Source organism: Nocardia sp. TBRC8007, from assembly GCF_056629435.1.
On sequence record NZ_JBWSOR010000001.1, the window covers coordinates 54,993 to 80,504 of the forward strand.

Annotated in this window: 20 protein-coding genes and 1 pseudogene; 14 read left to right on the forward strand and 7 right to left on the reverse strand. The window is 63.1% G+C overall.

Features of this window, described 5'->3' with window-relative positions; genetic code table 11:
• Positions 1–140 precede the first annotated feature (140 nt).
• The 7 genes from ACX4ZE_RS00230 to ACX4ZE_RS00260 all read left to right on the forward strand — a co-directional run bounded on the left by ACX4ZE_RS00230 (position 141) and on the right by ACX4ZE_RS00260 (position 12,354).
• Complete coding sequence (locus ACX4ZE_RS00230; RefSeq protein WP_480271193.1) at positions 141–2,168, forward strand: bifunctional copper resistance protein CopD/cytochrome c oxidase assembly protein; 2,028 nt, start codon at positions 141–143, stop codon at positions 2,166–2,168.
• Complete coding sequence (locus ACX4ZE_RS00235) at positions 2,165–3,124, forward strand: threonine/serine dehydratase (protein ID WP_480271194.1); 960 nt, start codon at positions 2,165–2,167, stop codon at positions 3,122–3,124. The genes ACX4ZE_RS00230 and ACX4ZE_RS00235 overlap by 4 nt, the downstream gene beginning before the upstream one ends.
• A gap of 163 nt (positions 3,125–3,287) precedes the next feature.
• A complete protein-coding gene (locus tag ACX4ZE_RS00240) occupies positions 3,288–3,785 on the forward strand; it encodes a single-stranded DNA-binding protein (RefSeq protein ID WP_480271195.1) in 498 nt (165 codons plus the stop codon).
• Positions 3,786–3,867: 82 nt separating this feature from the next.
• Positions 3,868–5,544, forward strand: coding sequence for an energy-dependent translational throttle protein EttA (gene ettA, locus ACX4ZE_RS00245; RefSeq protein WP_480271196.1), 1,677 nt, complete (start codon positions 3,868–3,870; stop codon positions 5,542–5,544).
• Between the two features lie 726 nt (positions 5,545–6,270).
• Positions 6,271–11,199 (forward strand): NAD-glutamate dehydrogenase, encoded by a 4,929-nt coding sequence (locus tag ACX4ZE_RS00250; RefSeq protein WP_480271197.1) that lies wholly within the window; start codon positions 6,271–6,273, stop codon positions 11,197–11,199.
• Positions 11,196–11,660 carry an acyl-CoA thioesterase gene (locus ACX4ZE_RS00255; protein ID WP_480271198.1) on the forward strand — a complete coding sequence of 155 codons (465 nt, stop codon included), beginning with the start codon at positions 11,196–11,198 and terminating at the stop codon, positions 11,658–11,660. The genes ACX4ZE_RS00250 and ACX4ZE_RS00255 overlap by 4 nt, the downstream gene beginning before the upstream one ends.
• 25 nt (positions 11,661–11,685) lie before the next feature.
• Positions 11,686–12,354, forward strand: coding sequence for a DUF8185 domain-containing protein (locus tag ACX4ZE_RS00260; RefSeq protein ID WP_480271620.1), 669 nt, complete (start codon positions 11,686–11,688; stop codon positions 12,352–12,354).
• Positions 12,355–12,490: 136 nt separating this feature from the next.
• On the opposite strand, the gene ACX4ZE_RS00265 is transcribed toward ACX4ZE_RS00260, so the two are convergent.
• A complete protein-coding gene (locus ACX4ZE_RS00265; protein ID WP_480271621.1) occupies positions 12,491–13,012 on the reverse strand; it encodes an HNH endonuclease in 522 nt (173 codons plus the stop codon).
• A 441-nt stretch (positions 13,013–13,453) separates the two neighbouring features.
• On the opposite strand from ACX4ZE_RS00265, the gene ACX4ZE_RS00270 reads away from it, so the two are divergent.
• The 4 genes from ACX4ZE_RS00270 (at position 13,454) to ACX4ZE_RS00285 (ending at position 16,370) form a co-directional block, all read left to right on the forward strand.
• Positions 13,454–13,858, forward strand: a complete 405-nt coding sequence (locus ACX4ZE_RS00270; RefSeq protein WP_480271199.1) for a globin — start codon at positions 13,454–13,456, stop codon at positions 13,856–13,858.
• The gene (locus ACX4ZE_RS00275) at positions 13,859–15,538 is read left to right on the forward strand and encodes a glycoside hydrolase family 13 protein (protein ID WP_480271200.1); all 1,680 of its coding nucleotides are present in this window, start codon (positions 13,859–13,861) and stop codon (positions 15,536–15,538) included.
• A 102-nt stretch (positions 15,539–15,640) separates the two neighbouring features.
• A complete protein-coding gene (gene ctaJ / locus ACX4ZE_RS00280; RefSeq protein WP_480271201.1) occupies positions 15,641–15,919 on the forward strand; it encodes an aa3-type cytochrome oxidase subunit CtaJ in 279 nt (92 codons plus the stop codon).
• Positions 15,906–16,370, forward strand: coding sequence for a DUF5130 domain-containing protein (locus ACX4ZE_RS00285; protein WP_480271202.1), 465 nt, complete (start codon positions 15,906–15,908; stop codon positions 16,368–16,370). The genes ctaJ and ACX4ZE_RS00285 overlap by 14 nt, the downstream gene beginning before the upstream one ends.
• A gap of 98 nt (positions 16,371–16,468) precedes the next feature.
• On the opposite strand, the gene pepN is transcribed toward ACX4ZE_RS00285, so the two are convergent.
• Positions 16,469–19,051, reverse strand: coding sequence for an aminopeptidase N (gene pepN, locus ACX4ZE_RS00290; protein ID WP_480271203.1), 2,583 nt, complete (start codon positions 19,049–19,051; stop codon positions 16,469–16,471).
• A 218-nt stretch (positions 19,052–19,269) separates the two neighbouring features.
• Between pepN and ACX4ZE_RS00295 the strand changes: the two genes are divergently transcribed.
• Both ACX4ZE_RS00295 and ACX4ZE_RS00300 read left to right on the forward strand, forming a co-directional pair.
• On the forward strand, positions 19,270–20,091 hold the full coding sequence (locus ACX4ZE_RS00295) for a phosphoribosylaminoimidazolesuccinocarboxamide synthase (RefSeq protein ID WP_480271622.1): 822 nt from the start codon (positions 19,270–19,272) through the stop codon (positions 20,089–20,091).
• A gap of 111 nt (positions 20,092–20,202) precedes the next feature.
• Complete coding sequence (locus ACX4ZE_RS00300) at positions 20,203–20,811, forward strand: DUF8020 domain-containing protein (protein WP_480271204.1); 609 nt, start codon at positions 20,203–20,205, stop codon at positions 20,809–20,811.
• 207 nt (positions 20,812–21,018) lie between these two features.
• On the opposite strand, the gene ACX4ZE_RS00305 is transcribed toward ACX4ZE_RS00300, so the two are convergent.
• The 4 genes and pseudogenes from ACX4ZE_RS00305 to ACX4ZE_RS00320 all read right to left on the reverse strand — a co-directional run bounded on the left by ACX4ZE_RS00305 (position 21,019) and on the right by ACX4ZE_RS00320 (position 23,703).
• Entirely contained in the window at positions 21,019–21,693 is a 675-nt protein-coding gene (locus ACX4ZE_RS00305; RefSeq protein ID WP_480271205.1) for an RNA polymerase sigma factor, read from the reverse strand.
• A gap of 88 nt (positions 21,694–21,781) precedes the next feature.
• Positions 21,782–21,907 (reverse strand): annotated as a pseudogene (locus ACX4ZE_RS00310) (RNA polymerase sigma factor); the annotation flags it as partial.
• 62 nt (positions 21,908–21,969) lie between these two features.
• On the reverse strand, positions 21,970–22,365 hold the full coding sequence (locus tag ACX4ZE_RS00315; protein WP_480271206.1) for a YciI family protein: 396 nt from the start codon (positions 22,363–22,365) through the stop codon (positions 21,970–21,972).
• Between the two features lie 108 nt (positions 22,366–22,473).
• Entirely contained in the window at positions 22,474–23,703 is a 1,230-nt protein-coding gene (locus ACX4ZE_RS00320) for an NAD(P)/FAD-dependent oxidoreductase (RefSeq protein ID WP_480271207.1), read from the reverse strand.
• 175 nt (positions 23,704–23,878) lie between these two features.
• Here ACX4ZE_RS00320 and ACX4ZE_RS00325 point away from each other — a divergent pair, with 175 nt between their 5' ends.
• The gene (locus ACX4ZE_RS00325; RefSeq protein ID WP_480271208.1) at positions 23,879–24,523 is read left to right on the forward strand and encodes a mycothiol-dependent nitroreductase Rv2466c family protein; all 645 of its coding nucleotides are present in this window, start codon (positions 23,879–23,881) and stop codon (positions 24,521–24,523) included.
• Positions 24,524–24,564: 41 nt separating this feature from the next.
• Here the strand turns inward: ACX4ZE_RS00325 and ACX4ZE_RS00330 are convergent, their stop codons facing one another.
• Positions 24,565–25,506 carry a M48 family metallopeptidase gene (locus ACX4ZE_RS00330; protein WP_480271209.1) on the reverse strand — a complete coding sequence of 314 codons (942 nt, stop codon included), beginning with the start codon at positions 25,504–25,506 and terminating at the stop codon, positions 24,565–24,567.
• Positions 25,507–25,512: the final 6 nt, after the last annotated feature.

Below are 25,512 nucleotides of genomic sequence, written 5' to 3' on the forward strand. Positions count from 1 at the left end.
CTCGGCATCGGCGATGTCCGCCGGCAACGTTCTCGCCATGCCCGCACTCCAGTCGACGCATCTCTGAATGATCCGCCACTCAGACTATCGGCCCAAACCCGACCGGGCTACGGAATATTCCCCGAACTACGCTCAGTCGTATGTCGTCAGCCCAGGTCCAGTCCGCCGCCCCCGAAGCAGAGGCTGCTAGGCCCGGGGTGTCGTTCGCTGCGTTCACCGCGGTGGCCGGTGCGATCGCGGCTGTGGTCGCGGCCTTGGTGGTGGGACTTTCAGCGGCGGAGGCTTTGACTCTTCTCGGCATACCCGACCCCGGACCGCTGACTACGTATGGCCTGCCTGCTGTCCGTGCGCTGGCCGATCTATCGGCGGCGCTGACCGTCGGGTCACTGTTGCTCGCTTCGTTCCTGGTGCCGCCGCAGCGGAACGGCTTGCTCGATGTCGATGGCTACCGGGCATTGCGCCGAGCGTCGAATTTCGCGCTGATCTGGGCGTGTTGCGCGGCACTGCTTGTGCCGTTGACTGTGTCGGATACCACTGGTCAGCCAATGAGCGACATACTGCGTCCCGGCCTGTGGCGGGTGATAGACCAGGTCGAGCAGGCCGGCGCTTGGCGTATTACTGTGCTGTTCGCATTGGTCGTCGCGGTTGGGTGCAGGCTGGCGTTGCGCTGGGGCTGGACGCCGGTGCTGTTCGGCGCCTCGATCTTCACGATGATGCCGTTGGCGTTGACCGGGCATTCCTCCTCCGGCGGGGCGCACGATGTCGCCACCAACAGCCTGATACTGCACCTGGTCTCCTTCGCGATCTGGGTCGGTGGCTTGTTCGCCGTACTGGCACACGCAATGCGCGGCGGTGCGTACACCGATGTGGCCGCACGACGTTTCTCCTGGACTGCGGCGATCGCATTCGCTGTGATCGCGGTCAGCGGCGTGATCAACTCCTGGGTCCGTGTGCCGCTGGACGAGCTGCTCACCAGCACCTACGGCAGGCTGGTGCTGGCCAAGGCCGCTGCGCTCGCGGTGCTGGGCGCGTTCGGCTATCTACAGCGTCGTGCCGCACTGCCTGCGCTCACAGCGGATCCAACGAATCGTTCGGCTTTGATTCGGTTCGCGGGCGTGGAGGTGGTGCTCTTCGCCGCGACTGTGGGACTCGCGGTGGGGCTCGGGCGCACACCACCGCCACCGCCGGTATCGATTCCGACGGTCGCCGAGGTGGAACTCGGCTACAACCTGGCAGGACCTCCGACACTCGCGAGGCTGTTGTTCGACTGGCGGTTCGATCTACTCTTCGGCACGTCGGCGATCGTGTTCGCAGTGCTGTACATGCTCGGCGTGCGCAGGTTGCGGATGCGGGGAGACGCATGGCCGGTAGGGCGGACGATCGCCTGGTTGTCCGGCTGCGCGGTCTTGTTGTTCACGACATCGTCTGGGGTCGGTCGGTACTCCCCTGCGATGTTCAGCGTGCACATGGGGGCGCACATGGCGCTGTCGATGCTGGTGCCGATCCTGCTCGCGCTGGGTGGGGCGGTGACACTGGCATTGCGGGCGCTGCCGCCGGCGGACCGCGGCGTACCAGGGCCGCGGGAGTGGTTGCTGGCCGCGGTGCACAACCCGGTGTCGCGCTTTCTGACCAGCCCCATCGTGGCTTCAGTGATCTTTGTCGCTGGTTTCTACGCGTTGTACTTGGGCGGTATCTTCGACACGTACACCGATTCGCACGCGGCCCATCTGTTCATGAATGTGCATTTCCTGATCAGCGGATATCTGTTCTATTGGGTGGTGATCGGCATCGATCCCAAACCTCGGCAGGTGGAGCCGTTGACCAAGCTTGCCATGGTATTCGGCTCGCTACCGTTCCACGCGTTCTTCGGTATCACGTTGATGAGCATGACCACGGTGCTGGGTGGCTGGTTCTATCGCGGCTTAGGACTGGAATGGAACAATGATCTGCTCGGCGATCAACGCAACGGCAGCAGCCTGGCGTGGGCAAGTGGTGAGATCCCCTTGGTTGTGGTGATGGTGGCGCTGCTGGTCCAATGGTCTCGCAGCGATCAGCGGCTTGCGAAGCGCACCGATCGAGCCGCCGATCGTGACAACAATGCCGCTCTCGCCGCACACAACGCGATGTTCGCCGAGCTGGCCAAGCGAGATGGAGAACTGCGTAAGTGAGTGAACGCGCCACCACGGTCCCCCGACACATGCCTGTGGAGCGGTCGGACGTGCGCTGTGCGCGCAGGCGGACAGTCGGGCTGATCCGTAAGACACCGGTCTTCCACACGTCTGTCTCCAGTCCGTTGGGTCCGGTGCCGGTGACGATGAAGCTCGAATACCTTCAGCACGGCGGGACGTTCACAGTACGTGGCAGTTTGAATGCGCTGCTGGAGTCGGGAGATGGCGTCGATGAGGTTGTTATCGCCTCCGGTGGGAACACCGGTATCGCCACTGCGCTGGCCGCCGCGCGATTGGGCAAGACATGCACCGTAGTTGTGCCGGAGACAGCGCCGCACACGAAAGTCGCCGCGATGTGGTCACACGGCGCCGAGGTGCTCTGGCGTGGAACCAGCTACGCGGAGGCACTGGGATATGCGAGCGATCACGCCGCCGAGCGTGGCGCGGTACTGTTGCATACCCACGACCTGCCCGCCGCGATCACCGGAGTAGGGGTGGTCGGGCTGGAACTCGAAGAGCAGGTGCGAGGGCGACCACCTGTATTGGCCGCGGTAGAGGGTGGCGGCTTGGTCGCCGGAATCGCGGTTGCACTCGGGCACCGCCGTCAGGTGATCGGGGTCGAGCCTGAGGGCGCTGCCCTACTCCGGGCGGCGCTGAAGGCGGATCGCCCGGTGGATGTCGTCGGTCCCGGCCCTGCCATGTACTCTTTGGGCCCCACCAGGATCGGCGATATCGCCCTCGACATCGCGCGTCGTTACGATGTGCGGTCGTTACCGGTGAGTGACGACGCGATCGGTGCGGCGCGGGAGTACCTGTGGCGTGAGTTCCACATTCTGGTCGAACCGACCAGTGCCGCTGCGTTGGCCGCTATCCATAGCGGCGTGTATGTTCCCGCGCCGGATGAACGACCTGTCATTGTGCTGTGCGGTGCCAATACCGATGTGTCGTTGTCCTGACCCGAACAAATTAGAAATTTTTACTATTCACATATTGGCGGGTTGTGCACACTGCCGGATTGTGTTCTTGGATCCGCCCTGATCGGGTGCACGCTGGAGAAGTCCTGCCGGCGAGGAGCAAGTTCCGGACAGGCCTGAACTCCAACTGTGAAGGGGCGTCATCATGTACGAGGCGAATGCGACGGTGATAGGAACGATTGCCACCCATCCGGTCAAGCGCGACCTGGCCAATGGCGAGCAGGTGATCACGTTCCGGTTGGCAAGCAATTCCCGCAGACTGGATCACACGTCGGGGCAATGGGTGGACAATGGCACCCTGTATCTCACCATCAGTTGTTGGCGCAGGTTGGTGGCGGGTGTCGACGCGTCTTTGCACCGTGGTGACCCGGTTATCGCTTATGGTCGGCTGCGCTCGCACGAGTACCGGAGCAAGGACGGCGTGGAGCGCCGAGATCTGGAAATGCGCGCGATCACGGTCGGTCCGGATTTGTCCCGCTGCGCCGCGCAGGTGACGCGCTGGTCCGCTGCGGTGCCAAGGAACACTACAGAGGGCCCGAGTGCCGCAGATCGGGCACCTACCGACGATTCGTCAGGTGCGGCGGGCGTAGCCACCGGCTCGATACCGGGTTGCGGCGGCGTACCCGAGCCGGTCGGAACCTGATCACACGATCGGTTTTCCTCCTGGCGAGGAGTGGTAGCGCTGCTTCGTCCTCCCCTTTCCCGCACCGATAGGCTGCACACTTATGGCTGAGTTCATTTATCAGATGAAGAAGGTTCGCAAGGCGCACGGCGACAAAGTCGTGCTCGACGATGTCACCTTGAACTTCCTTCCTGGCGCCAAGATCGGCGTCGTCGGCCCGAACGGCGCGGGTAAATCCAGCGTGCTGAGAATCATGGCCGGACTGGACCAGCCGAACAACGGTGATGCGTTCTTGGCTGCTGGTGCCACGGTCGGCATCCTGCAACAAGAACCCCCGCTCAATGAGGGAAAGACCGTCCGAGGCAACGTCGAAGAGGGTCTTGGTGAGATCAAAGTGAAGCTTGATCGCTTCAATGAGGTCGCCGAGCTGATGGCGACCGATTACTCCGATGAGCTCATGGAGGAGATGGGCAAGTTGCAGGAGGAGTTGGACCATGCCGATGCCTGGGATCTCGATTCCCAGCTCGAACAGGCGATGGACGCGTTGCGGTGCCCACCGCCGGACGAGCCGGTCACCAAGCTCTCCGGTGGTGAGCGCCGCCGGGTCGCGCTGTGCAAGCTGCTGTTGAGCAAGCCCGACTTGCTTCTGCTCGACGAGCCGACCAACCATCTGGATGCCGAGAGCGTGAACTGGCTCGAGCAGCACCTGGCGCAATATCAGGGCGCTGTGCTTGCGGTCACCCACGACCGGTACTTCCTGGATAACGTCGCGCAGTGGATTCTCGAGCTGGATCGCGGTCGTGCCTATCCCTACGAGGGCAACTACTCCACGTACCTGGAGAAGAAGGCTGAGCGCCTGGAGGTACAGGGCAAAAAGGATCAGAAGCTGCAGAAGAGGCTCAAGGAGGAGCTCGCCTGGGTGCGCTCTGGCGCCAAGGCCAGGCAGGCCAAGAACAAGGCCAGGCTCGGTCGGTACGAGGAGATGGCGACCGAAGCCGAGAAGATGCGGAAGTTGGATTTCGAGGAGATCCAGATTCCTGCGGGCCCGCGCCTCGGCAACGTGGTGGTGGAAGCCAGGAACCTGGACAAAGGCTTCGGCGACCGCCAGCTGATCAAGGACCTGTCGTTCACCTTGCCGCGCAACGGCATTGTCGGCGTCATCGGGCCGAACGGGGTCGGCAAGACCACGCTGTTCAAGACCATTGTCGGGCTCGAGCAGCCCGACAGCGGCGAGGTGAAGATCGGCGAGACGGTCAGTCTGAGCTATGTCGACCAGAACCGTGCGGGCATCGACCCGAAGAAGACGGTATGGCAGGTGGTCTCCGACGGCTTGGATTACATAGAGGTCGGTCAGCAGGAAATGCCGTCGCGCGCTTATGTGAGCGCATTCGGTTTCAAAGGTCCAGATCAGCAGAAACCCGCAGGCGTGCTCTCCGGTGGTGAGCGCAACCGTCTGAACCTGGCGTTGACCCTCAAACAGGGCGGTAACCTGATCCTGCTCGACGAGCCGACCAACGATCTCGATGTGGAGACCCTCGGTTCGCTGGAGAACGCTCTGGAGAAGTTCCCCGGCTGCGCCGTCGTCATCTCGCACGATCGTTGGTTCCTCGACCGCACCTGCACCCACATCCTCGCGTGGGAGGGTGATTCGGACAATGAGGCCAAGTGGTTCTGGTTCGAAGGCAATTTCGAGGCGTACGAAGCCAACAAGGTCGAGCGTCTCGGCCCGGAAGCGGCTCGTCCGCACCGGGTTACGCACCGCAAGTTGACTCGCGGCTGACTTCCCGTTCCGGTGGGTGGATGAACACTGGCCCCGCCCACCGGAACGACCACCGCAGCGGACATGCGCCCGCTGCGCGATGAAGTTTCACGCTGCGTCCTCTTCCAAAGGGTGCCGGGCAGAATTGTTCGAATTGTTCATGGACCAGAGGCCTGGTGCCAGACATGGTGTTGCTACAACAATTGCGTTGCGTGCGACTCCCACTTGCTCGCGAGGCATACGGTGCCTATATGCACAGGAATATTGACGAATACGGCATTCGGCGACATCCGAGGGCGGGGTCGAGTCCGGGAATTCTCGTCGGTGCCGATTCGGGTCACCGTGCCGCGAACTGTCGTCGACAACTAAGAACAGCAGTGACACTTACCCATATGGCTCGCTAGGGTGGAGGCGTGAGTGCGCAGACGCAGATCGAGCTGTCCATGACTGTGGCTGTTGGCGCAACGGCGCTATAGCTATCGACACAGCGGCCGAGCTGCCCCGAGGCCCGCTGCGGTGACATTGTCGCCGCGGATATGGCCCTTGACACTCACCTGACATTCCGCAGGTCCGATCCGGTACTGCATCGAAGCTATTCGTTCGCTCCCGGCTCGGTCGGCGGATGCCGAGGGCATAGTGAATACTCGGGTATCGGAAGGGAATCGGCCCACGTATCTTCGGCACGGAGTTACTGTCGAACCAGCGTCATTTTGTTACGGAACCGATATCCTAGGGAGTTGGCGAAAAATGACCGTCTCGCCCGATTTGTCCAGCGCGGCATGGGTCGCGAGTGTGCCGCAGGCTTTGCGCGGCGAACTCGCGATGCTCGAGGAAGTGTATTTCCGCCACGTCGACGCGGGCGATGTGGACTGCGCGATCACCGGCATCACTCAGGTCTTCCGCTTGCATATGGAGTTGGCTGCCACCCGTATCCCAGGCCACGCGTTGGTGCGGGTGTATCACCCGGACGACGGATCCGGGATCGGCGCCGCGGTACAGATCGTCACCGACGATATGCCACTGTTGGTCGAGTCGGTCAGCGCGTTGCTCAGCCGTATCGGTGTCAGTGTCAGTGAGATCATCCACCCGATCTTCGAGGTCGAACGGGACACTCAGGGGCGGCTGATGCGCGCTGCCGCGCACGAGGTGGACGGCACCGGCACGGCGGGATTGCGCGAGTCCTGGATGCATGTGCAGTTGCATCCCTCGACCAGCCCTGCGTTATTGGCCGAGATCGAGGTCGCCATGCCGGATGTGGTCGCCGACGTGCGCCAAGTGGTCGATGACACCGAGGCCATCCGGGCGACACAGCGCGCGGTAGCAGACGATCTGGAAGCGGCCGCACGATCCGGAGTAGTACGGTTCCCCGCGGCAGATCTGATCGACACCGCGAACCTGCTGCGCTGGCTGGCCCGCGGAAACTTCACTCTCCTCGGTTACGCCCGCTACCGGCTGAGCGTCGGCCGCGGCGAAGAGGCGCCCACCGAACTGCCCGACACCTGTCTCGGTGTCCTGCGTCCGGATGTCGGCACCGACTTCCACGTACCGATCCATAGTGGTGACCGGCCGCTGCTCACCCTGACCCAGGGCTTGGTTCCCGCCACCGTGCACCGCTCGGTGTATCCCTACTTCGTCGAGATCGCAGACTTCGACACGGCCGGGACGATCATCGGCGTGCATCTGTTCATCGGTACCTTCACTGTCACGGCGGTACACGAGAACGTTTTGGATATCCCGGTGATCGAACGTCGGGTGCGCGCTGCGATCGAGGAGGGCGGATTCGACCTGGGTTCGTTCTCCGGGCAGGCGATGCTAGAGGTCATCCAGTCCTTTCCGCGCACCGAGCTGTTCTCTTCCGATGCCGAGGCGCTGTGCCGGACCGCTGCCGCTGTGCTCAATGTGAGTTTGCGCCGTCAGGTGCGTCTGTTCATGCGTGCGGACATCTATGGCCGCTACATTGCGTGTCTGGTCTACCTGCCGCGTGATCGCTACACCACTCGGGTGCGGCTGGAAATGCAGGAGATACTGGTTCGCGAACTGGGGGGCGTCTCTATCGATTACTCCGCGCGAGTAGGCGAAAGCGATTTGGCTCGTGTGTATTTCACAGTACATATGCCGGAAGCCGAGACCGGTATTGTGCGTCGCACTCCACCATCGCTGACCTCTGAGCCCAACCGGCTGCGCCTACAGAACCTGCTCGCCGCGGCGAGCCGCACTTGGGAAGACTACCTGAACGATGAGGCGAACGCGTCGGCTGTACTCGACCCAGCCCTGGTCCAGCGGTATGCGCATGCCTTCCCGGAGGGCTACAAGCAGGATTTCTCCGCTTCTCGCGCACTCGCGGACATCATGCGGTTGCAGCAGCTGTGTGACGGTGGCATCGACCAATACCTCTACCGCAAAGCGGATTCGGAGCCGGGATCGTGGCGATTCACCCTTTACATCGGCGGAGGCGGTATCTCGCTGAGTCAGGTTCTCCCGATCCTGCAAAGCCTCGGCGTCGAAGTGGTGGACGAACGTCCCTACCGGATCGAGCTGGAAGCGACGGCAGGTGGCGGCGAGCGGTGGATCTATGATTTCGGTCTGCTGGTTCGTCCTGAATTGCTGCGCAATTCACTCGACCAGGATCTGGATGCGGAGTTGCTGGAGCCCTCTCCGCATACCGTGATGCCGGAGACCCGGTTGTCCGGGTTACGTGAACGATTCATGGAAGCGTTCGAAGCGATGTGGTACGGCCGCGCCGAGGCGGACGGTCTCAACGAGCTCGTACTGCGCGCTCTGCTGCCGTGGCGCGCGGTCTCGATTCTGCGTACCTACGCGAAATACCTGCAGCAGGCCGGTTTTCCGTACAGTCAAGCCAATATCTGCCGTGTGCTGCTCACCTATCCGGATATCACGCGATTGTTCCTCGACCTGTTCGCGGCGCTTTTCGATCCCGATGCCTGCTCCCCTGAACGCGCCACCGATGCGGAGAGCCAGGTGCGCGGACGGATCGATGAGGTCGTCAGTCTGGATTCCGACCGTATTCTGCGTGCGTTTCTCGGTTTGATCGAGGCGACATTGCGCACCAATTATTATGTGTTGGATGGGGCGGGAGCGGCGCGTGCGCATATCTCGGTGAAGTTGAATCCTCGGAAGGTTGTGGAGTTGCCGCGGCCGCGTCCATTATTCGAGATTTTTGTGTATTCGCCGCGGGTGGAGGGTGTGCATCTGCGGTTCGGGGCGGTGGCGCGTGGTGGGTTGCGTTGGTCGGATCGTTTGGAGGATTTCCGGACGGAGATCTTGGGATTGGTTAAGGCACAGGCAGTAAAGAATGCGGTGATTGTGCCGGTAGGGGCGAAAGGGGGGTTCGTAGTGAAGCAGCCACCGCTGGCTACGGGGGATGCGGTAGCGGATCGGCAGGAGCTGGGTGCGGAGGGCGTGACGTGTTATAGGACGTTTATTTCGGGGTTGTTGGATGTGACAGATAATGTGGATCGGGTGAGCGGGGCGGTGTTGCCGCCGGCTCGTGTGGTGCGGCGGGATGATGATGATCCATATTTGGTGGTTGCCGCAGACAAGGGTACGGCGACATTCTCGGACATTGCCAATGAGGTGGCTGCCGGTTATGGGTTCTGGTTGGGGGATGCGTTTGCTTCGGGTGGCTCGGTAGGATACGACCACAAGGCGATGGGGATTACGGCGAGGGGGGCGTGGGAGAGTGTGCGGCGTCATTTTCGCGAGCGGGATGTGGATACGCAGACGCAGGATTTTACGGTAGTCGGCGTGGGTGATATGAGTGGTGATGTGTTCGGTAATGGTATGTTGTTGTCCGAGCATATTCGTTTAGTGGCGGCGTTCGATCATCGGCATATCTTTCTGGACCCGGACCCTGATGCGGCGCGGTCGTTTCGGGAGCGGCAGCGGATGTTCGCGTTGCCACGGTCGTCGTGGGCTGATTACGACCGGTCGTTACTCAGTGCCGGAGGCGGGGTCTACGACCGTACTGTGAAGGCGGTGCCGATCAGTCGGCAGGTCAGGGTGGCGCTCGGGCTGGCAAGTGATGTCGAGTCGCTGTCGCCGCCGGAACTGGTGCGCGCGATCCTGCTCGCCCCAGTGGATTTGTTGTGGAACGGTGGTATCGGCACGTACATCAAGGCGAGCGCCGAGAGCAACGCCTCGGTGGGGGACAAGTCCAATGACTCGGTGCGGGTGGACGCGAATCAGTTGCGGGTCGGGGTGATCGGTGAGGGAGGAAATCTGGGGGTTACGCCGCTGGGACGGGTCGAGTTCTGTCGCCATGGTGGCCGGATGAATACCGATGCGCTGGACAATTCTGCGGGCGTGGATTGTTCCGATCACGAGGTGAATATCAAGATCTTGCTGGATGCGGTGGTTTCCAGTGGTGAGCTCGTGGTTGCCGAGCGTAACCCGTTGCTGGCCTCGATGACCGACGAGGTCGCGCAGATGGTCCTGCAAGACAATATCTCGCAGAACTTCCTCATGGGTATCTCGCGTACCGAGGCACCGCTCATGCTCAATGTGCAGATGCGGCTCATCGAAGATCTGGAACAGCGCCGTGGGTTGAACCGCGACCTGGAGGCGTTGCCCTCTGACCAGGAGATGACGCGTAGGTTGGAAGAGGAGACGGGGCTGGCATCACCGGAGCTGGCCAATCTGATGGCGCATGTGAAGCTGTCACTCAAGGCCGATCTGCTCGATTCCGACCTGCCCGACAGTCAGTACTTCGCCGCGCGGCTGCCGAGCTACTTCCCGACACCGTTGCGTGACCGCTTCGGCACGGCGGTCAAGCGACACCGGCTGCGCAGGGAGATCGTCACCACCATGATCGTCAATGAGATGGTGGACCACGGTGGTATCACCTACGCGCACCGGTTGCGGGAAGAAATCGGCGCTACCACCACCGATGCCGTGCGAGCCTTTGCCGCGGCCAGTGCGATTTTCGATCTGCCAGAGATGTGGGGACGAATCCGGGCGGTCGATGCGCCCACTGTGGTGCGGGATCTGCTCGAGTTGGAGACCAAACGGACACTGGATCGGGCGTCTCGATGGCTGCTGAGTAATCGGCCGCAGCCGATCGCGGTCGGCGCGGAAATCAACCGATACCGCGATGGTGTGCGCGAACTCGCCCCGAAGGTGCCGGGGTGGTTGCGTGGGCACCACGTGTCCACCCTCACCGACCAGTCCGCTGAGCTGATCGCTCGGGGCGCACCGACCGATCTGACCACTGAGGTCTTCGGTTTGCTGCCACTGTTCTCGCTGCTGGACGTCGTAGACATCGCCGATATCACAGACCGGGACGGTGCGGAGGTCGGCGTACTGTATTACGCGCTCAATGACCACCTCAAGATCGATTGGCTACTGCAGGCGGTCGGTCATCTCGAACGAGGTGACCGTTGGCATTCACTGGCGCGGCTGGCGGTGCGCGACGATATGTACGGGTCGCTGCGTTCGCTCACTCTCGACGTGCTTTCCGGCGGCGACCCCGAGGAGACGGCGGACGAGAAGATCGCATACTGGGAGTCGAAGAATCAGTCCCGCCTCGGTCGAGCCAGGGCGGCCTTATCGGAATTGTTCGAGTCCGGAACCCACGATCTCGCTACGCTGTCTGTGGCGGCTCGGCAAGTGCGAAGCATGGTCAGCGGAGTGGGGGCTCAATCGGAGGTGCCACGATGACGAGTTCGGCGGAAAGGCCCGAGAAGGAGCAGGGCGACACAGCGCTGCCCAAGCGCTTCCATACCAAGGTAAGCATCAGGTGGTCGGATATAGATGCGTTCCAGCACGTCAATCACGCTCGGATGGTGGCGCTGCTGGAGGAGGCCCGGAACTTGTGGTTACTCGGAGAAGGTCGCCCGACCACTGCATTGCGCCTGGGCTGTATGCTCACCGAACTCCGAGTCCGTTACAGCGGCCAACTGCGTCATGAGGACACGCCACTGGATGTAGCCATGTGGGTCGAGCAGCTGCGTGCGATCGACTTCACCATAGGTTTCGAGGTGCGCGGGGCAGGCGCTGAGTTCGGCTCGCCGCCTGCGGTGACCGCGTCCACACAGTTGGCTGCGTTCGACTTGATGGAGCAGCGGCTGCGTCGGCTCACCGATGACGAGCGTGCATACTTGTCCAAGTGGATGGAGTGAGCGATCCTCGAGGTTCGGGCCAGTGATGATAGCGCGGCAACGAGTACTGCATGTGCCAGATCCGGCCGAGCGGGAGAATTTCGCGGCTTTTCTGGCCCGAGCCATTCGACTGGACCCAGCGGCGGTGGTGCGTCTGCACCGCCGGGGCGAGCAATACGTCTCCGGCTGGGTGATGACCGGCTTCGAAGCGCTGGCCGTGCGTACTGTAGTCGCCGAGCTAGGTTTCGACGATGTGACTGTCGGTGCTGAGCTGGTGTTGGCCGGGCTGGTCGATGGTAGTCAGATCGACCTCGGATATTCGATGGACTCTGCCTGGCAGGGAGCGTTGCCGCCGACGGACGGCTTCGCTCATGTCGACGATGTGCCCGCGCGTACCTTGGTCGAGCTCGCCGACCAAGGTACGCGGCTGGCAAAGGAACACGCCGGCGGCCACGGCCCGCCCGCCGCACTGCTCGATCAAACTGTGCTGACCGTGACCGGTGCGGACATCCAGGTGTCGGTGCCGTTACGGGCGATTTTCGCGCTCACCGCCATGGACTTCATCCCGCATTCCGGGCAGAAGATAGATCCGCGTCATATCGCGCCTGCCGAAATCGTGCGGGTCCGCGCTACGCGAACATGGCTGCGACTGGACGCCCGCTACGGTTCGATCGCTCGTCGCCGTACCGGTGCGATCCCGCTGCTACCACAATGAGCGCACATCTCGCCGAGATTGTGGCTGAGGATAGCGGCTCCCGCTGGTCAGGAGAGGCCTCGAGCACATGCGTCCGCGGGTTTAGCGAACTCGACGCCGGCCTGGACCACGTTGGTGATCGCGTACGCCTGAGCAGTCAGGCCGCGCCTTCACCGAGGTATTGCAACCATGCCGGGTCGAGTTCCGTGGTGGCGGACAATAGACGCCAGTGCGGACCCTTCGGCGAGACCAGCGGAGAGCGCAGTGTCCAGCCCAGCTCACTGAGTAGTTTGTCGGCCTTACGATGGTTGCACGGTGCACAGCTGGCGACGCAGTTCTCCCAGGAATGTTCCCCGCCCCGACTGCGTGGGATGACGTGATCGATGGTCTCGGCTTTGCTGCCGCAGTAGCCGCAGCGATAGCGGTCCCGGTGCATGAGGGCGGCGCGGGTCATAGGCACACGGGCGCGGTACGGCACGTGGACATAGCTGCGCAGGCGGATTACCGAAGGAATGGCTACCGAGGTTTCGGCGGAGCGCACGATGGGGCCCTCGGTGTTCTGATGAACGGTATCGGCCTTATCGCAGACGAGCAGGACGATCGCACGGCGTGCGGACAAGGCGGTGAGCGGCTCGTAGGTGGCGTTCAGCAGCAGCACTCTGGCTTTGAGTAAGTTCATGCCCTCGGCGGGCGATGCCGCGGGGCGTGGACCGTGTTCGTGACGGCCACGATGCCCACCCGGATGATGTTCGGACAATAGATGCAGCGGAGTAGCCCCCGACCCACGATTGTGGACGTCGGCGGGCTGGAGTTGTCGATGCCCTCGCGCCTCCTGTGACCGGGCGGTGTGTCGCTGCTTCATCTCGACCTCGATTTCATGATTGGCAGGATCATGTGGTATCTGCGGAGCAGAGACTGCCACCCAGTTGACCATGGAATGTCGGGCATTGCACGGTGATTTTCAACAATGTCCGGTTAACTGTGGTCGAAGAACCATCTAGCTGCGCTGTTTCCGGACGTCGAGTGGCAGCGCAGAGGTAGTGGGGCGGCGGCGCACATATGAGCACGGGCACAATGGACAGCGGCGCATTCGGCGAATCGAGAGGGGCCGAGAAGGTCTATGACTTCGGGTGAGCAGACAGCTACGTCGTTCTACGAGGCGGTCGGTGGGGCGGAGACGTTCCAGCGGATCGTCGCGACGTTCTATCGCGAGGTGGCGGCCGACGAAGTGTTGCGTCCGCTCTATCCAGAGGAAGATCTCGGCCCCGCCGAGCGCCGCTTACGGATGTTCCTCGAGCAGTACTGGGGTGGTCCGCGGACCTACTCCGATGAGCGGGGTCATCCGCGCCTGCGTATGCGTCATATGCCGTTCACCATCGGACCGATCGAGCGTGACGCGTGGTTGCGATGCATGCGCATCGCGGTCGCCGAGATAGCGCCGGAGGTCCTCGATGACGAGCACCGCAAAGCGTTGCTCGATTACCTGGAAATGGCGGCGAAATCGTTGATGAACGCCCCTTTCTGAATGGCGGATATGACGGAGGTGGATGTGGCGGATGTGGATGTGGCGGATGTGGATGTGGCGGATGTGGATGTGGCGGATGTGACTGACGCGTCTGAGGTGGAGTCCTCGGCGGCTAGCCCTCGGCCTTGGTGGCGGTCGGCCGTGTTCTACCAGGTCTATCCGAGATCCTTCGCGGATTCGGATGGTGACGGGATCGGTGACCTCGGGGGTCTCCGGGACAAACTCGGTTATCTCGAACTACTCGGTGTCGATGCTTTGTGGATCTGCCCGGTCACGCGTTCCCCGATGGCAGACGGCGGCTACGATGTCGCCGATCCGCGCGACATCGATCAGCTCTTCGGTGGCCTTCCCGCGATGGATGCACTGATTACCGAAGCACATGCCCGGCAGATCAGGGTCACGATGGATCTGGTGCCCAACCACACCAGTGCCCAGCACCCATGGTTCCGCGCGGCACTGCGGGCGACCCCGAACAGCCCGGAGCGCGATCGGTATATCTTCCGTGACGGTCGCGGACCCGACGGCGCTCAGCCACCGAATAACTGGCCGAGTGTTTTCGGCGGACCCGCCTGGACCAGGATCACCGAGCCCGATGGCAGGCCCGGCCAGTGGTACTTGCACCTCTTCGCCCCCGAGCAACCCGATCTGAACTGGACCAACCCCGAGGTGGTCGCCGATTTCGAGCAGACCATGCGGTTTTGGCTGGACCGTGGCGTCGATGGATTCCGGCTCGACGTCGCCCATGGTATGGCCAAGCCGGATGGCTTGCCGGATATGACGGAGCCGGCCATCTCGGCGCTGCTCGCCCACGATGACAGCGACCCGAGGTTCAACAATCCCGCTGTGCACGAGATCCACCGTCGGATCCGTAAGGTGGTCGCGGAGTACCCGGACGCAGTGACCATTGGAGAAGTGTGGGTGCACGACAACACTCGCTTCGGCGAGTACGTACGCCCCGATGAACTGCACCTGGCTTTCAACTTCCGTCTCGCCGAAGCCGTTTTCGGCGCTGAGGCAGTGCGCGCGGCGATCGACAACTCGCTCGCTGCAGTGATTCCGGTCTTCGCTGTGCCTACCTGGACATTGTCCAACCATGACATCGAGCGCGAGGTTACCCGTTATGGCGGCGGTGCGGTCGGTATCGCGCGGGCCAGGGCGATGATTCTGCTCGAACTCGCGCTGCCAGGCACGGTATTCATCTACAACGGTGCCGAGCTGGGACTGCCGAATGTGGATGATCTGCCCGACGAGGTGCTACAGGACCCTATGTGGGAGCGTTCCGGCCACACCCAGCGCGGGCGTGACGGTTGCCGGGTGCCGCTGCCGTGGCAGGGTGGCGCGCCGCCGTTCGGGTTCACCACGGCAACGCCCTGGTTGCCGATTCCCTCCGAGTGGTCGGCATTGACTGCCGAGACGCAGTTGGAGGAAGCCGGCTCGACCCTTTCGCTGTACCGCATGGCGCTGGAGCTGCGCGCGCTACGCCCGGAATTCGCGGGTGAGCGTATCGAGTGGTGCGAAGGCCCGCCCGACTGCCTTCTTTTTCGACGCCCTGGCGGGCTGGTCTGCGTACTCAATGCCTCGGACGCACCCATCCAGCTACCGCCAGGAGACGTGCTGTTGGTCAGCGCGCCGACGCAGGGCAGAGAGTTACCGCCGAACGCAGCGGCGTGGTTGGTCTGACCAGCAAGAAAACCCAGCTCATTGGTAGCTGCGGTCGACGCGGACAGGCTCCCGATTCGACCGGGCGCAAAACTACTACAGACGATCGTCTACCGTTGACCCGTGAGCATTCTCGAGACAGTGCTGATCTTCGCTGGCATCCCGCTGGTGATCTACTGCGCGATCGCCGGATTGTCGTTTCTCGGTAAGCCACTGCCTGGTGAGAAGCCGGTCCACTTCGCTCTTGGGCAGAAGTGGACTCAGTCGCCGGTGCTGTGGAGTGCCACCGACGAGGTGACCAGCTCGGGTCATCACGGTGCAGGGCCGTCGCACGGGCAGCCTGCGGCAATCGATTCCACTGCGGTGGAGCTGATCGGAGGACGGGCAAGTGGCAAGTTCTAAGTGGCCTGCGGTGGTCGAGGCCGAGTTGCCGCACGGATATGCGCTCACGAGCAGCGGGCGCGTCTCCGGTGTGCACGAGGCGGGCGATGTGTTCAAGGAAGCACCGTTCAACGATGACGAGCGGCTCGCGATGGACAATGCGCTCACCGAGGCGACGCGGGCGACCAAGGTGCGTTTCAATATCTACATCGGTGATCTGGGAGAGAACCCGGCTTCGGGTGCGGACGAGCTCTTCCCTGGCACGCCTGAGGCGGCACATTCGGTGCTCATAGCCGTTTCGCCCAACCAGAAGGCGATCGAGGTGCGTGCGGGCCGGGATATCGCCGACCGTGCGAACGATCGCGTCTGCCAACTCGGCGTCACCGCCGCACTGAGCTCATTCCGACAGGGGCAGCTGATCGATGGACTGGTCTCCGCGGTCCGGGTGATGGCCGCAGCGATCGGACGGTAGCTCTTTGCGGGGAGTGTGTTGCCGCGTGTTCGCGGCCTCGCCGTGTCGTCGAACCGGCGCGTCTATCCTCTTTCGGAGGACGGACGCGCCGGTCTCGCTTATGACCGGGAGTCGAACGCCCGGGCACGCAGGGAGCGTTCGATGCCTGCCTTGCCTTCACTGACCAGTCGGCGTAATGCGGGCGGTCGGTCGCCTGCGAGGAACTTGTCGGCGACAGCCACCGCATCCTCACTGATCGCCCAATGAGGATAGAGGCCGATCACTACGGTCTGAGCGACCTCACTGGAGCGGCGTTCCCAGACACCGGGAATCTCTGCGAAGTACCGCTCCACATAGGGTGCGAGCAGCTCACCCTGACCGGGTGGCGCGAAGCCACCGACAATTGAGCGGGCAGTGATATTGGGTACCGAATCGTCGCCCATCACCGTTGTCCACGCCTGCTCCTTCACCTCGGCGATCGGTCGTGTCGCCGCAGCGGCGGCAGCCTGGCGTTTGCCTGCTGCCGTGGGGTCATTGACCAGCTCCTGATCGATGAACGGAGTGTCCAGTCCGTCGGCATCGATCTCGCCCGCTGCCGCGAGTGCCGACACGATCCGCCAACGCAGGTCGGTGTCGATCACCAGACCGGCCAGCCCAACTTTCTCCGGGGCGCCGTCGAGCAACTCGCGCAGCACCTCGGTGTGCCAGGCGGACAGTTTCGCGCCGGTCAGCGCGTTGACGAAGGCCAGCTGATGATCCGAGCCCGGCTCGGCTTCGCGGGCCAGTTCCAGTAGCCGGTTCGTGTAATCCGGCCAGCCGGTGATCTCTGCCCATTCCGGGTCAGCATAGCTGCTCAGCGCGGCGTTGGCCTGCATAAGAAGACGCTGCACCACACCGATTTCGCTCTCGGCGCCGACACCGCGCGCGACCAGCGCGATGAAGTCGCGGGCGCGGAACTCAGCTTGGCGGGTCATTTCCCAGGCCGCCGACCAGGCCAGGGTGCGGGGCAGCGGCTCCGCTATATCGGCGATACGGTTGACCAGCACATCGAGCGAATCGGCGTCCATCCGCACCGAGCAATAGGTGAGGTCGTCGTCGTTGATCAGCACGAATCTGCCGCGGGGCACACCGACCAAGGCGGGTACGTCAGTACGCTCAGTGGCAGCCAGATCGAGTTCGACGCGCTCGGTGCGCACCAGTTTCCCGTCCTGATCGTCATAGACGCCGATGGCGAGGCGGTGTATGCGCCGCTCGCCCGCACCCGGCTTGGCGCCTTCTTGGATGACGGCGAACGAACTGAACCGGCCCTCGGCATCTACCTCGAAGTCCGGGCGCAGAATGTTCAGACCGGTGGTCTTGAGCCACTGCGCACCCCAGGTGGACAGATCGCGTCCGGACGCCTGCTCCAGCGCCGCCAGCAGATCGCCGAAGGTGGCGTTGCCGTAGGCATGTTCGGTGAAGTACGCGCGCAGTCCCGCCAGAAACGGCGCCAGTCCCACGTAGGCGACCAGTTGTTTCAGGACACTGGCACCTTTGGCATAGGTAATGCCGTCGAAGTTCACCTCGACGGCGGCGAGATCGGGAATGTCCGCGGCGATCGGATGAGTGGAGGGCAGCTGGTCTTGCCGGTAGGCCCAGGATTTCTCCACGTTCGCGAACGTGGTCCAGGCGTTGGCGTATTCGGTGGCCTCGGATTGGCACAGTACCGAGGCGAAGGTGGCGAACGACTCGTTCAACCACAGATCGTCCCACCACTTCATGGTGACCAAATCGCCGAACCACATATGCGCCATCTCGTGCAGCACGGTTTCGGCGCGGCGTTCATAGGACGCGCGGGTCACCTTGGAGCGGAAGACGTAGTCCTCCAGGAAGGTCACCGCACCAGCGTTTTCCATCGCGCCCGCGTTGAACTCCGGTACGAACAGCTGATCGTACTTGCCGAATGCGTACGGGATGCCGAAATTCCGGTGGTAGAAGCCGAAACCCTGCTTGGTTTCGGTGAACAGCCGCTCGGCGTCCATGTACTCGGCCAGTGAGGAGCGGCAATAGATACCCAGTGGGATGCTGCCGTGCTCGTCGGTGTAGATGTCGGTCCATTGCGCGTACGGGCCTGCGATGAGGGCGACCAGGTAGGTGCTCATCTTCGGAGTGGTGTGGAAGACATGCTTGCCCGGATTCGGTGCGAGCGTCTCCATGACCGCGCTGTTGGAGACGACTCGCCAGTCGGTAGGCGCGGTGACGGTGAGGTCGAAGGTGGCTTTCAGGTCGGGTTGGTCGAAGCAGGCGAACATCCGCTTGGCATCGGCGGTCTCGAACTGCGAGTACAGGTATACGGACTCATCGGCGGGATCTTCGAACCGGTGCAGGCCCTCGCCGGTGTGCGAGTACTCGCAATCGGCTTCCACTACCAGCTCATTGCGCTCGGCCAGCTCGGGGAGCGTGATTCCGGTCGATTCGTTGTAGCCGGAGACATCCAACGCGACTCCGTTGAGCACTGCGGAGCGGACGCCGCGAGCCACGATATCGATAAACGTGCTCGTCCCTGGCGTCGCGGTAAAGGTCACGGTGCTGCGGGAAAAGAAAGTCTGCGCACCCGGATTGCCTGCCCCGTCGGTCAGATCCAGTTCGATGCGGTAGTTCTCGGCAGAGAGTGTCGAGGCTCGTTCGATCGCCTGGTCACGAGTGAGATTGGGTGCGGACATAAGGCTCCTTCGTGGTCGAAGAACTGGCACGGGCGTCACCCCACAATGCCACTTCGCCGCAGCAGACCGCGCGGAGGTTTGCCCACGGGCTCTGTCGTGGTCGGTGTGGGGGACGGTGGCAGTTGGGCGGCATGGCGGTCGGGCCGGACGGCGGCGGTATTGTGCCTGGTGCAGTGCAGGCTCACCCCCATGGATTCGGAGGCTCGACGTTGAAGCATATGCATGCCGGGAAGGTGCGTGACCTGTATGAGGACGGCGACACGCTGTTGCTGGTCGCCTCCGACCGGGTATCGGTGTACGACGTGGTGCTGCCGACCCCGATTCCGGACAAGGGCGCGTTGCTGACGCAGCTGTCGAGCTGGTGGTTCGACTACTTCCCCGAGGTGCCCAACCATGTGATCTCCACAGCCGACGTGCCCGCCGAGTTCATCGGCCGTGGTGTCCGGGTCAAACCACTGAAGATGCTGCGGGTCGAGTGCATCGCTCGCGGCTATCTGACCGGATCGGGTCTGGTGGAATACCGCCGGACGGGCTCGATATCCGGTGTGGCGCTCCCGCCAGGGCTGCGTGAGGGTGACCAGCTGCCCGAGCCGATCTTCACGCCGTCCACCAAGGCCGCCGCAGGACATGACGAACTGATCACGTTCGCCGATGTGGTGAATCAGGAAGGGCGTGCGGTTGCTGAGCAGCTGCGTGAGCTGACTCTGCACATCTACACCCGTGGTGCGGCGCATGCCGCTGAGCGCGGTGTTATCGTCGCCGACACCAAAGTCGAATTCGGCTGGGACGGTGACATTCTCACTCTTGGTGACGAAGTACTCACCTCGGATTCCTCGCGTTTTTGGCCCGCCGATGAATGGGAGCCCGGTCGGGCGCAGCGTTCGTTCGACAAGCAGTTCGTCCGAGACTGGGCTATCTCGACCGGTTGGGACAAACAGCCACCGGGGCCGGAGATCCCCGCTGACATCGTCGCGGCCACTCGTCAGAAGTATGTCGAGGCGTACCAGCTCATCACCAGTCGGACTTGGGTTGAGGCGTAAATAGTGGCGCGACAACAAAGGCCGTGTCGGCGACCCACCATTGAATTCGACGCCGCCTAAAGTCGGACTCGGTCCGCCCATCAGGGGCAGCTCAGTGGAGGGATTCGAAGAATGAAGTTCGAGAAGATCACTGCTGCTGTTTTCATGGCCGTCTCGGTCCTGGGTATCACTGCGGCAACCGCCCGTGCCGAGCAAGCCATAACGAAGCAGTCGACTGCGGGGAGCACGGCTCGGGGTGTGGATCGTGGAATCAATTACCAGATCACCGTTTCGCCGGTCGACAGGGTCGTTGTCGCTACCGTCGAGAACGGCGAGTTCGAGATCGCGTGGAACGGTGCGGTGGTGCTCGAGTCCGGTGACGGAACGGTGGTGGCCGAAGTGCCGCGACAGTACGCAGTCGGCGGGCGTTCGATTGCGATTGCGCAGCAGATCGGCGCGGATGGCCGCACCCTGATTCTGACACCGACCTCGACGGCAGAAGATATCGCGCCGCTGATGGACGTCAACTCCTACGACCGGCTCGCGGAGCAGATCAACAAGAACCTACCCGGCGTCGTCGGTGGCGCCATCGTGGGCGGCATCCTCGGGGCGAGTCTTTTCCTGATATGGGGGGTCAGCATCCCCATTGGCGCGTTGATCGGTGGAACTGTTGGCGGGTACATCATGGGCGGTCCGGAGTTCCTTGCCGCCGTACAGGCGTTCGTCACCGGCCAGCCGTGATCGCGGGCGAATGAAATAGCTTGTGTACGGGAATCTCGCCGGGTGACCGATCTGTGACACAGTTCTTTATGTTTGCGGGATGTGCGCATCGGATCGCTTCGCCGCGTTCAGGGCTGGTCGGTGGGGGCACAGAAACTCGGGCAGCGGCTCAGCACGGCGGGCAAGGAGCGGTCTCCTACGCCGAGGTCGCCTGCTGCTGATCGAGTCCTACCTTGGTCCGCCGTGGCGCAAACGCGCGGCGCGGATGGCCTGGGCATGTAGCACCGCGATGGCCGCCTGGATCTGATAGGGCCCGCGCAAACCCGCGGCCAATGTGCCGGTGATCAGCGTGGTCCCTTCGGTGATCAGTGCGCGATTCCACAGTGTGCGGTCCTGGTCGGCCAGCGGGACCAACTCGCCGTACTCGCCGGTGCGTGCCGCGCGGCGGGCAACGGCGATCAATATCAGCGCGAGTAAACCGGTGATCTCGGGGTCTTCGGGTAGCAGCCGGTGTACTGCCCTGGTGAGCCGGTTCGCTTCGTTGGACAGATCTGTGCGCTGCAGAGTAGGTCCCGCACTGGCGGTATGACCTTCGGTGAAGATCAGATACAGAACGCGTAGGACAGCGCCGAGTCGCTCGCGCCACTGTCGGTCATCCGGTCGCACGCAGGGGTGGGCTAAGGTGGAAAGCTTTTTCTTTGCCCGCGTGATTCGTTGCGCTACAGATGTTTCCGGAAGAAGGAAGGCATGTGCGATCTGTGTGGTATCGAGCCCGCCCACCGCACGTAGCGTGAGCGCGATGGCGGCGGCAGGCGGCAGTGTCGGGTGGCAGCACAAGAACAGCAGGGTGAGCGTGTCGTCGTGATCGATCGGGACGGTATCGGTCACGTCGCGGTCGGCCATAGTGACCTCGCGGTGCCGTCGGGCCGCTTCCACGCACTATATCGACCATGCGCCGTTGTGCGACCTGGATCAGCCAGGCTCGCGGATTGTCTGGCAGGCCTTGCGTCTGCCACTGCGTCGCGGCCGTCAACAGGGCTTCCTGCAGGGCACCTTCTGTGGTATCGAAATCGCCGAACCGGCGCATGAGCGCTCCGAGGACCTGCGGCGCCAACATGCGTAGCAAGTCCTCGGAGCTCGCCGGTGCTGGTATACCGCCTGGCCCCACGTACCGATCGCTCAGTGTTCTGGGGCGTCCGTCACCGCGCGGACCTCGATGTACTCACCGATCGGTTCACCACCGGGGCCAGGTGCGGCCGATGCTTGTGCGGCGATCGCGTAGGCCCGCTCTGGGCTGTCGACGTCAACCATCCAGTATCCGGCCAGAAACTCCTTGGTTTCCGGAAAAGGTCCGTCGGTGATCACCGGCGCCGATCGGCCGTCCGAGCTGACCACCCGTGCTTCGCTCGGCCCGGCCAGCCCCTGCGCGTCCACTAGCTCGCCAGACTCGGCCAGCTGCGCACCGAGTGCGTGCTGGAAGTCGATGTGAGCCCGGATCTCTTCCGGTGACCACGCGGTGATCGGTACGTCGCAGAATGATGTGGGCCCATAGGTCTTCAGCAGCATGTACTTCATGGTTCGTCTCCTTTGCTCTGGTCAGTGGCAGCGTGGTGCACTGTTGTGGTGTCCCTGCTGAGGTCGGAGCCGGGGCGTGGTTTCGACAGAGCAAAGAAGTGATGTGCATCACAATTGTGATGTGGTGTCGGCGAGCCGTTCCGGGTCCACCGGTTCCGCCGTGCGGATCAGTTCTTTGATCCGGCCGGTCACGTCCCATACGTTCACGTTCATGCCGGCGAGCACCCGGTTGTTCGTATCGAGCCAGAACGCCACGAACTCGCGCGCCGCCGTGTCGCCGCGGACGACGACCTTGGCAGTGTCGCTCGCGGTGGCGTATCCGGTGTACTCCATGCCGAGGTCGTATTGGTCGGTGAAGAAGTAGGGGAGCCGGTCGTACACGGCGTCCTTGCCGAGCATGGTCGCGGCCGCGACGGTTGGCTGGTTGAGCGCGTTCGCCCAATGCTCTACCCGGATTCGCCTGCGGAGAAGTGGATGCCACTGCGCGGCGATATCACCTGCCGCGACGATATCTGGATCGCTTGTGGCCAGGCGCTCGTCGACGAGTACGCCATTGTCCACCGCGAGCCCGGCGCCGATGGCCAACTCCACATTCGGGCGTGCGCCGACCGCGACTAATATCGCGTCGGCCTCGATGGTGCTGCCGTCGGCGAGCCGGACGCCATTGGCGATCGTAACGGCGCCTTCTTCGAAGGTGATCGCATCTACCTGCGTGCCGAACCGGAAATTCACTCCGTTGGCTCGGTGCAGGTCGGCGAAGACCGCGCCCATTTCGGGGCCGAGTACCCGCTGCAGCGGTAGTTCCGCGCATTCGACGACAGTCACATCGACCCCGGCCGCGCGGGCCGCAGCGGCGACCTCGAGGCCGATCCAGCCGGCTCCGATGATGACGAGTCTGCTCAAATGACCGAACAGCTCATGCAATGTGTCGGAGTCCTCGATGGTGCGCAATGTGTACACGTTGGGCGCCTCCGCGCCGGGAACGGGCAGTGTACGAGGTGTCGAGCCAGTGGCGAGGGCGAGTTTGTCGTAGGGCAGCGTGGAACCGTCGGGCAGAGTGATCGTCTTCGCCGCGGCGTCGACTCCGACGACCGTGGTACCGAGGCGGACCTCGACGTGATGATCGCGATACCACTGTGCGGGAGCGACGGTGAACTCGGTGAGCGACTTCTTCCCGGCGAGATGGTCCTTCGATAAAGGGGGAAGCTCGTAGGGCAGATGTTCTTCGGCGCTGAGCAGCGTCACATATCCGGAGAAATCCATGGTACGCAGCGCTTCTGCGATTTTGGCTGCGGCCAGCCCACCACCGACGATGATAAAACGCTGAGCAGAACTCATCACGGACTCCTTCGTCGAAGGGAACCATGTTCCTACTGACCAACCCTACTGGCAGCGTCGCGAGCGGCTCGGGAATTCGACCCGCCGGGCGGGAACGAATCGCGTGCTGCGGTAGTTGCTCGAGGAGGCGGTGCGGTGCGCCGTCCGCGGCCGTGCGATCGAGAGGAAGCCATCTGTGCCTGACAAAGCAGCCGAAAAGGATGTCGTCGATTTCTGGTTCGACCCGCTTTGCCCTTGGTGTTGGATCACTTCGCGCTGGATCCTCGAAGTCGAGCAGGTCCGGGATGTCGAAGTCCGGTTCCATGTGATGAGTCTCGCGGTGCTCAACGAGGGTAGGGATCTTTCTCCGGAATATCAGGAGCTGCTCGCCGCGGGCTGGGGCCCGGTTCGTGTCGCGATCGCCGCGGCGCGGCAGCATGGCGACGAGGTGCTGGCGCCGCTGTACGCGGCGATGGGCACTCGCATACACAACCGTCGTGCCGAGTACGAACAGACGAACACCACGGAATCGCTCGCTGCGGTGATCTCCGATTCGCTGGCCGAGGTCGGCTTGCCCGCCGAGCTGGCCGCGGCCGCGGCCAGCACCGACTACGACGAGGCATTGCGCAAGAGCCACCACGCGGGCATGGACAAGGTGGGATCGGACGTCGGCACCCCGACCATCCATATCAATGGGACCGCCTTCTTCGGCCCGGTGCTATCTCGCATTCCTCGCGGGGAGGAAGCGGGCAAGCTCTGGGATGGCGCCGTGGCATTGGCGGCCTACCCGCACTTCTTCGAGCTGAAGCGAACCAGAACCGAGGAGCCGGTGTTCGACTGAGTGCAGGCAAGCGAATGCCGCGGTATGGCACTCGGCCTTGGTCACACCACAGATTTCGGTGGTAATCCTGGTGCCTGGCCGTAGGAACTCGGGTAGCCGCCCTGCGGTGGCATACCCGCGGGCGGGTCCGGACGCAGGAACAGCCTGCCATGTCTGCTGCGGTCACGCAGCGCCCACATCCGCCAAGTGAGTACCGGGTGGCTGGACAAGGCATTCACCATCCAGACGAAGAATCCCTTCTCGAATGCCGCCCGGTCGGCCATTTCATCGAAGCCGACCAGTCTGTTCATGTACTTGCCCGCGGCCAGGGTGCCCATCGCGGCGGGTGCGCCGGTATGCCGGTTGCAGTAACCGTGGTTGTCGGCGGTGTACTCCTGCGCGCGGATCAGGCTGTTGCCGATAATCGGCAGGAACGGAACGAGGAACATACCCAGTTGCCGCCAGTACGAGGTATGCCCGGCCGCGATATGGCCGACCTCATGGCCGATGATGAACGCCAGAGCGTCGGGTTCGCGTGCGGCGCCGCCGATCTCGAACAGATCGCTGTAGACCACCACGAAACGTCGGAAGCCGTGTCCGCTGGCGAATGCGTTGATCTGGCCGTTGCCGAGCACGACGTACGCGTCCGGCACGGTCTTCATCCCGAATCGGGCGGCTGCCTCCACCACCATCTGATAGCCCTCGGGGAACTGGGTCGGTGACATCTTCACGCCGTTCACCCGCTGAGTGGCGAAGTTGATGCCGCGGCCTGCCCACAACAGCAACGGGGCGGCCGCGAACATGATGACGTACAAGTTGGAGGAGCCCAGCGCGAGCAGCCACAATGCGTATGGGTAGGAGAACACGGTCAGTACGATCACCAGAACGAGCAGCGGGATTTCCCAGCTGTGCCGGGCTGGTAGGCCGAACGGAGACAGGCCACGCGGCTGCTGTCGCGGCGTCGAAGGTGGGACAGGCGCACCGGGGTAGGAACTGTACGACATCGCAGA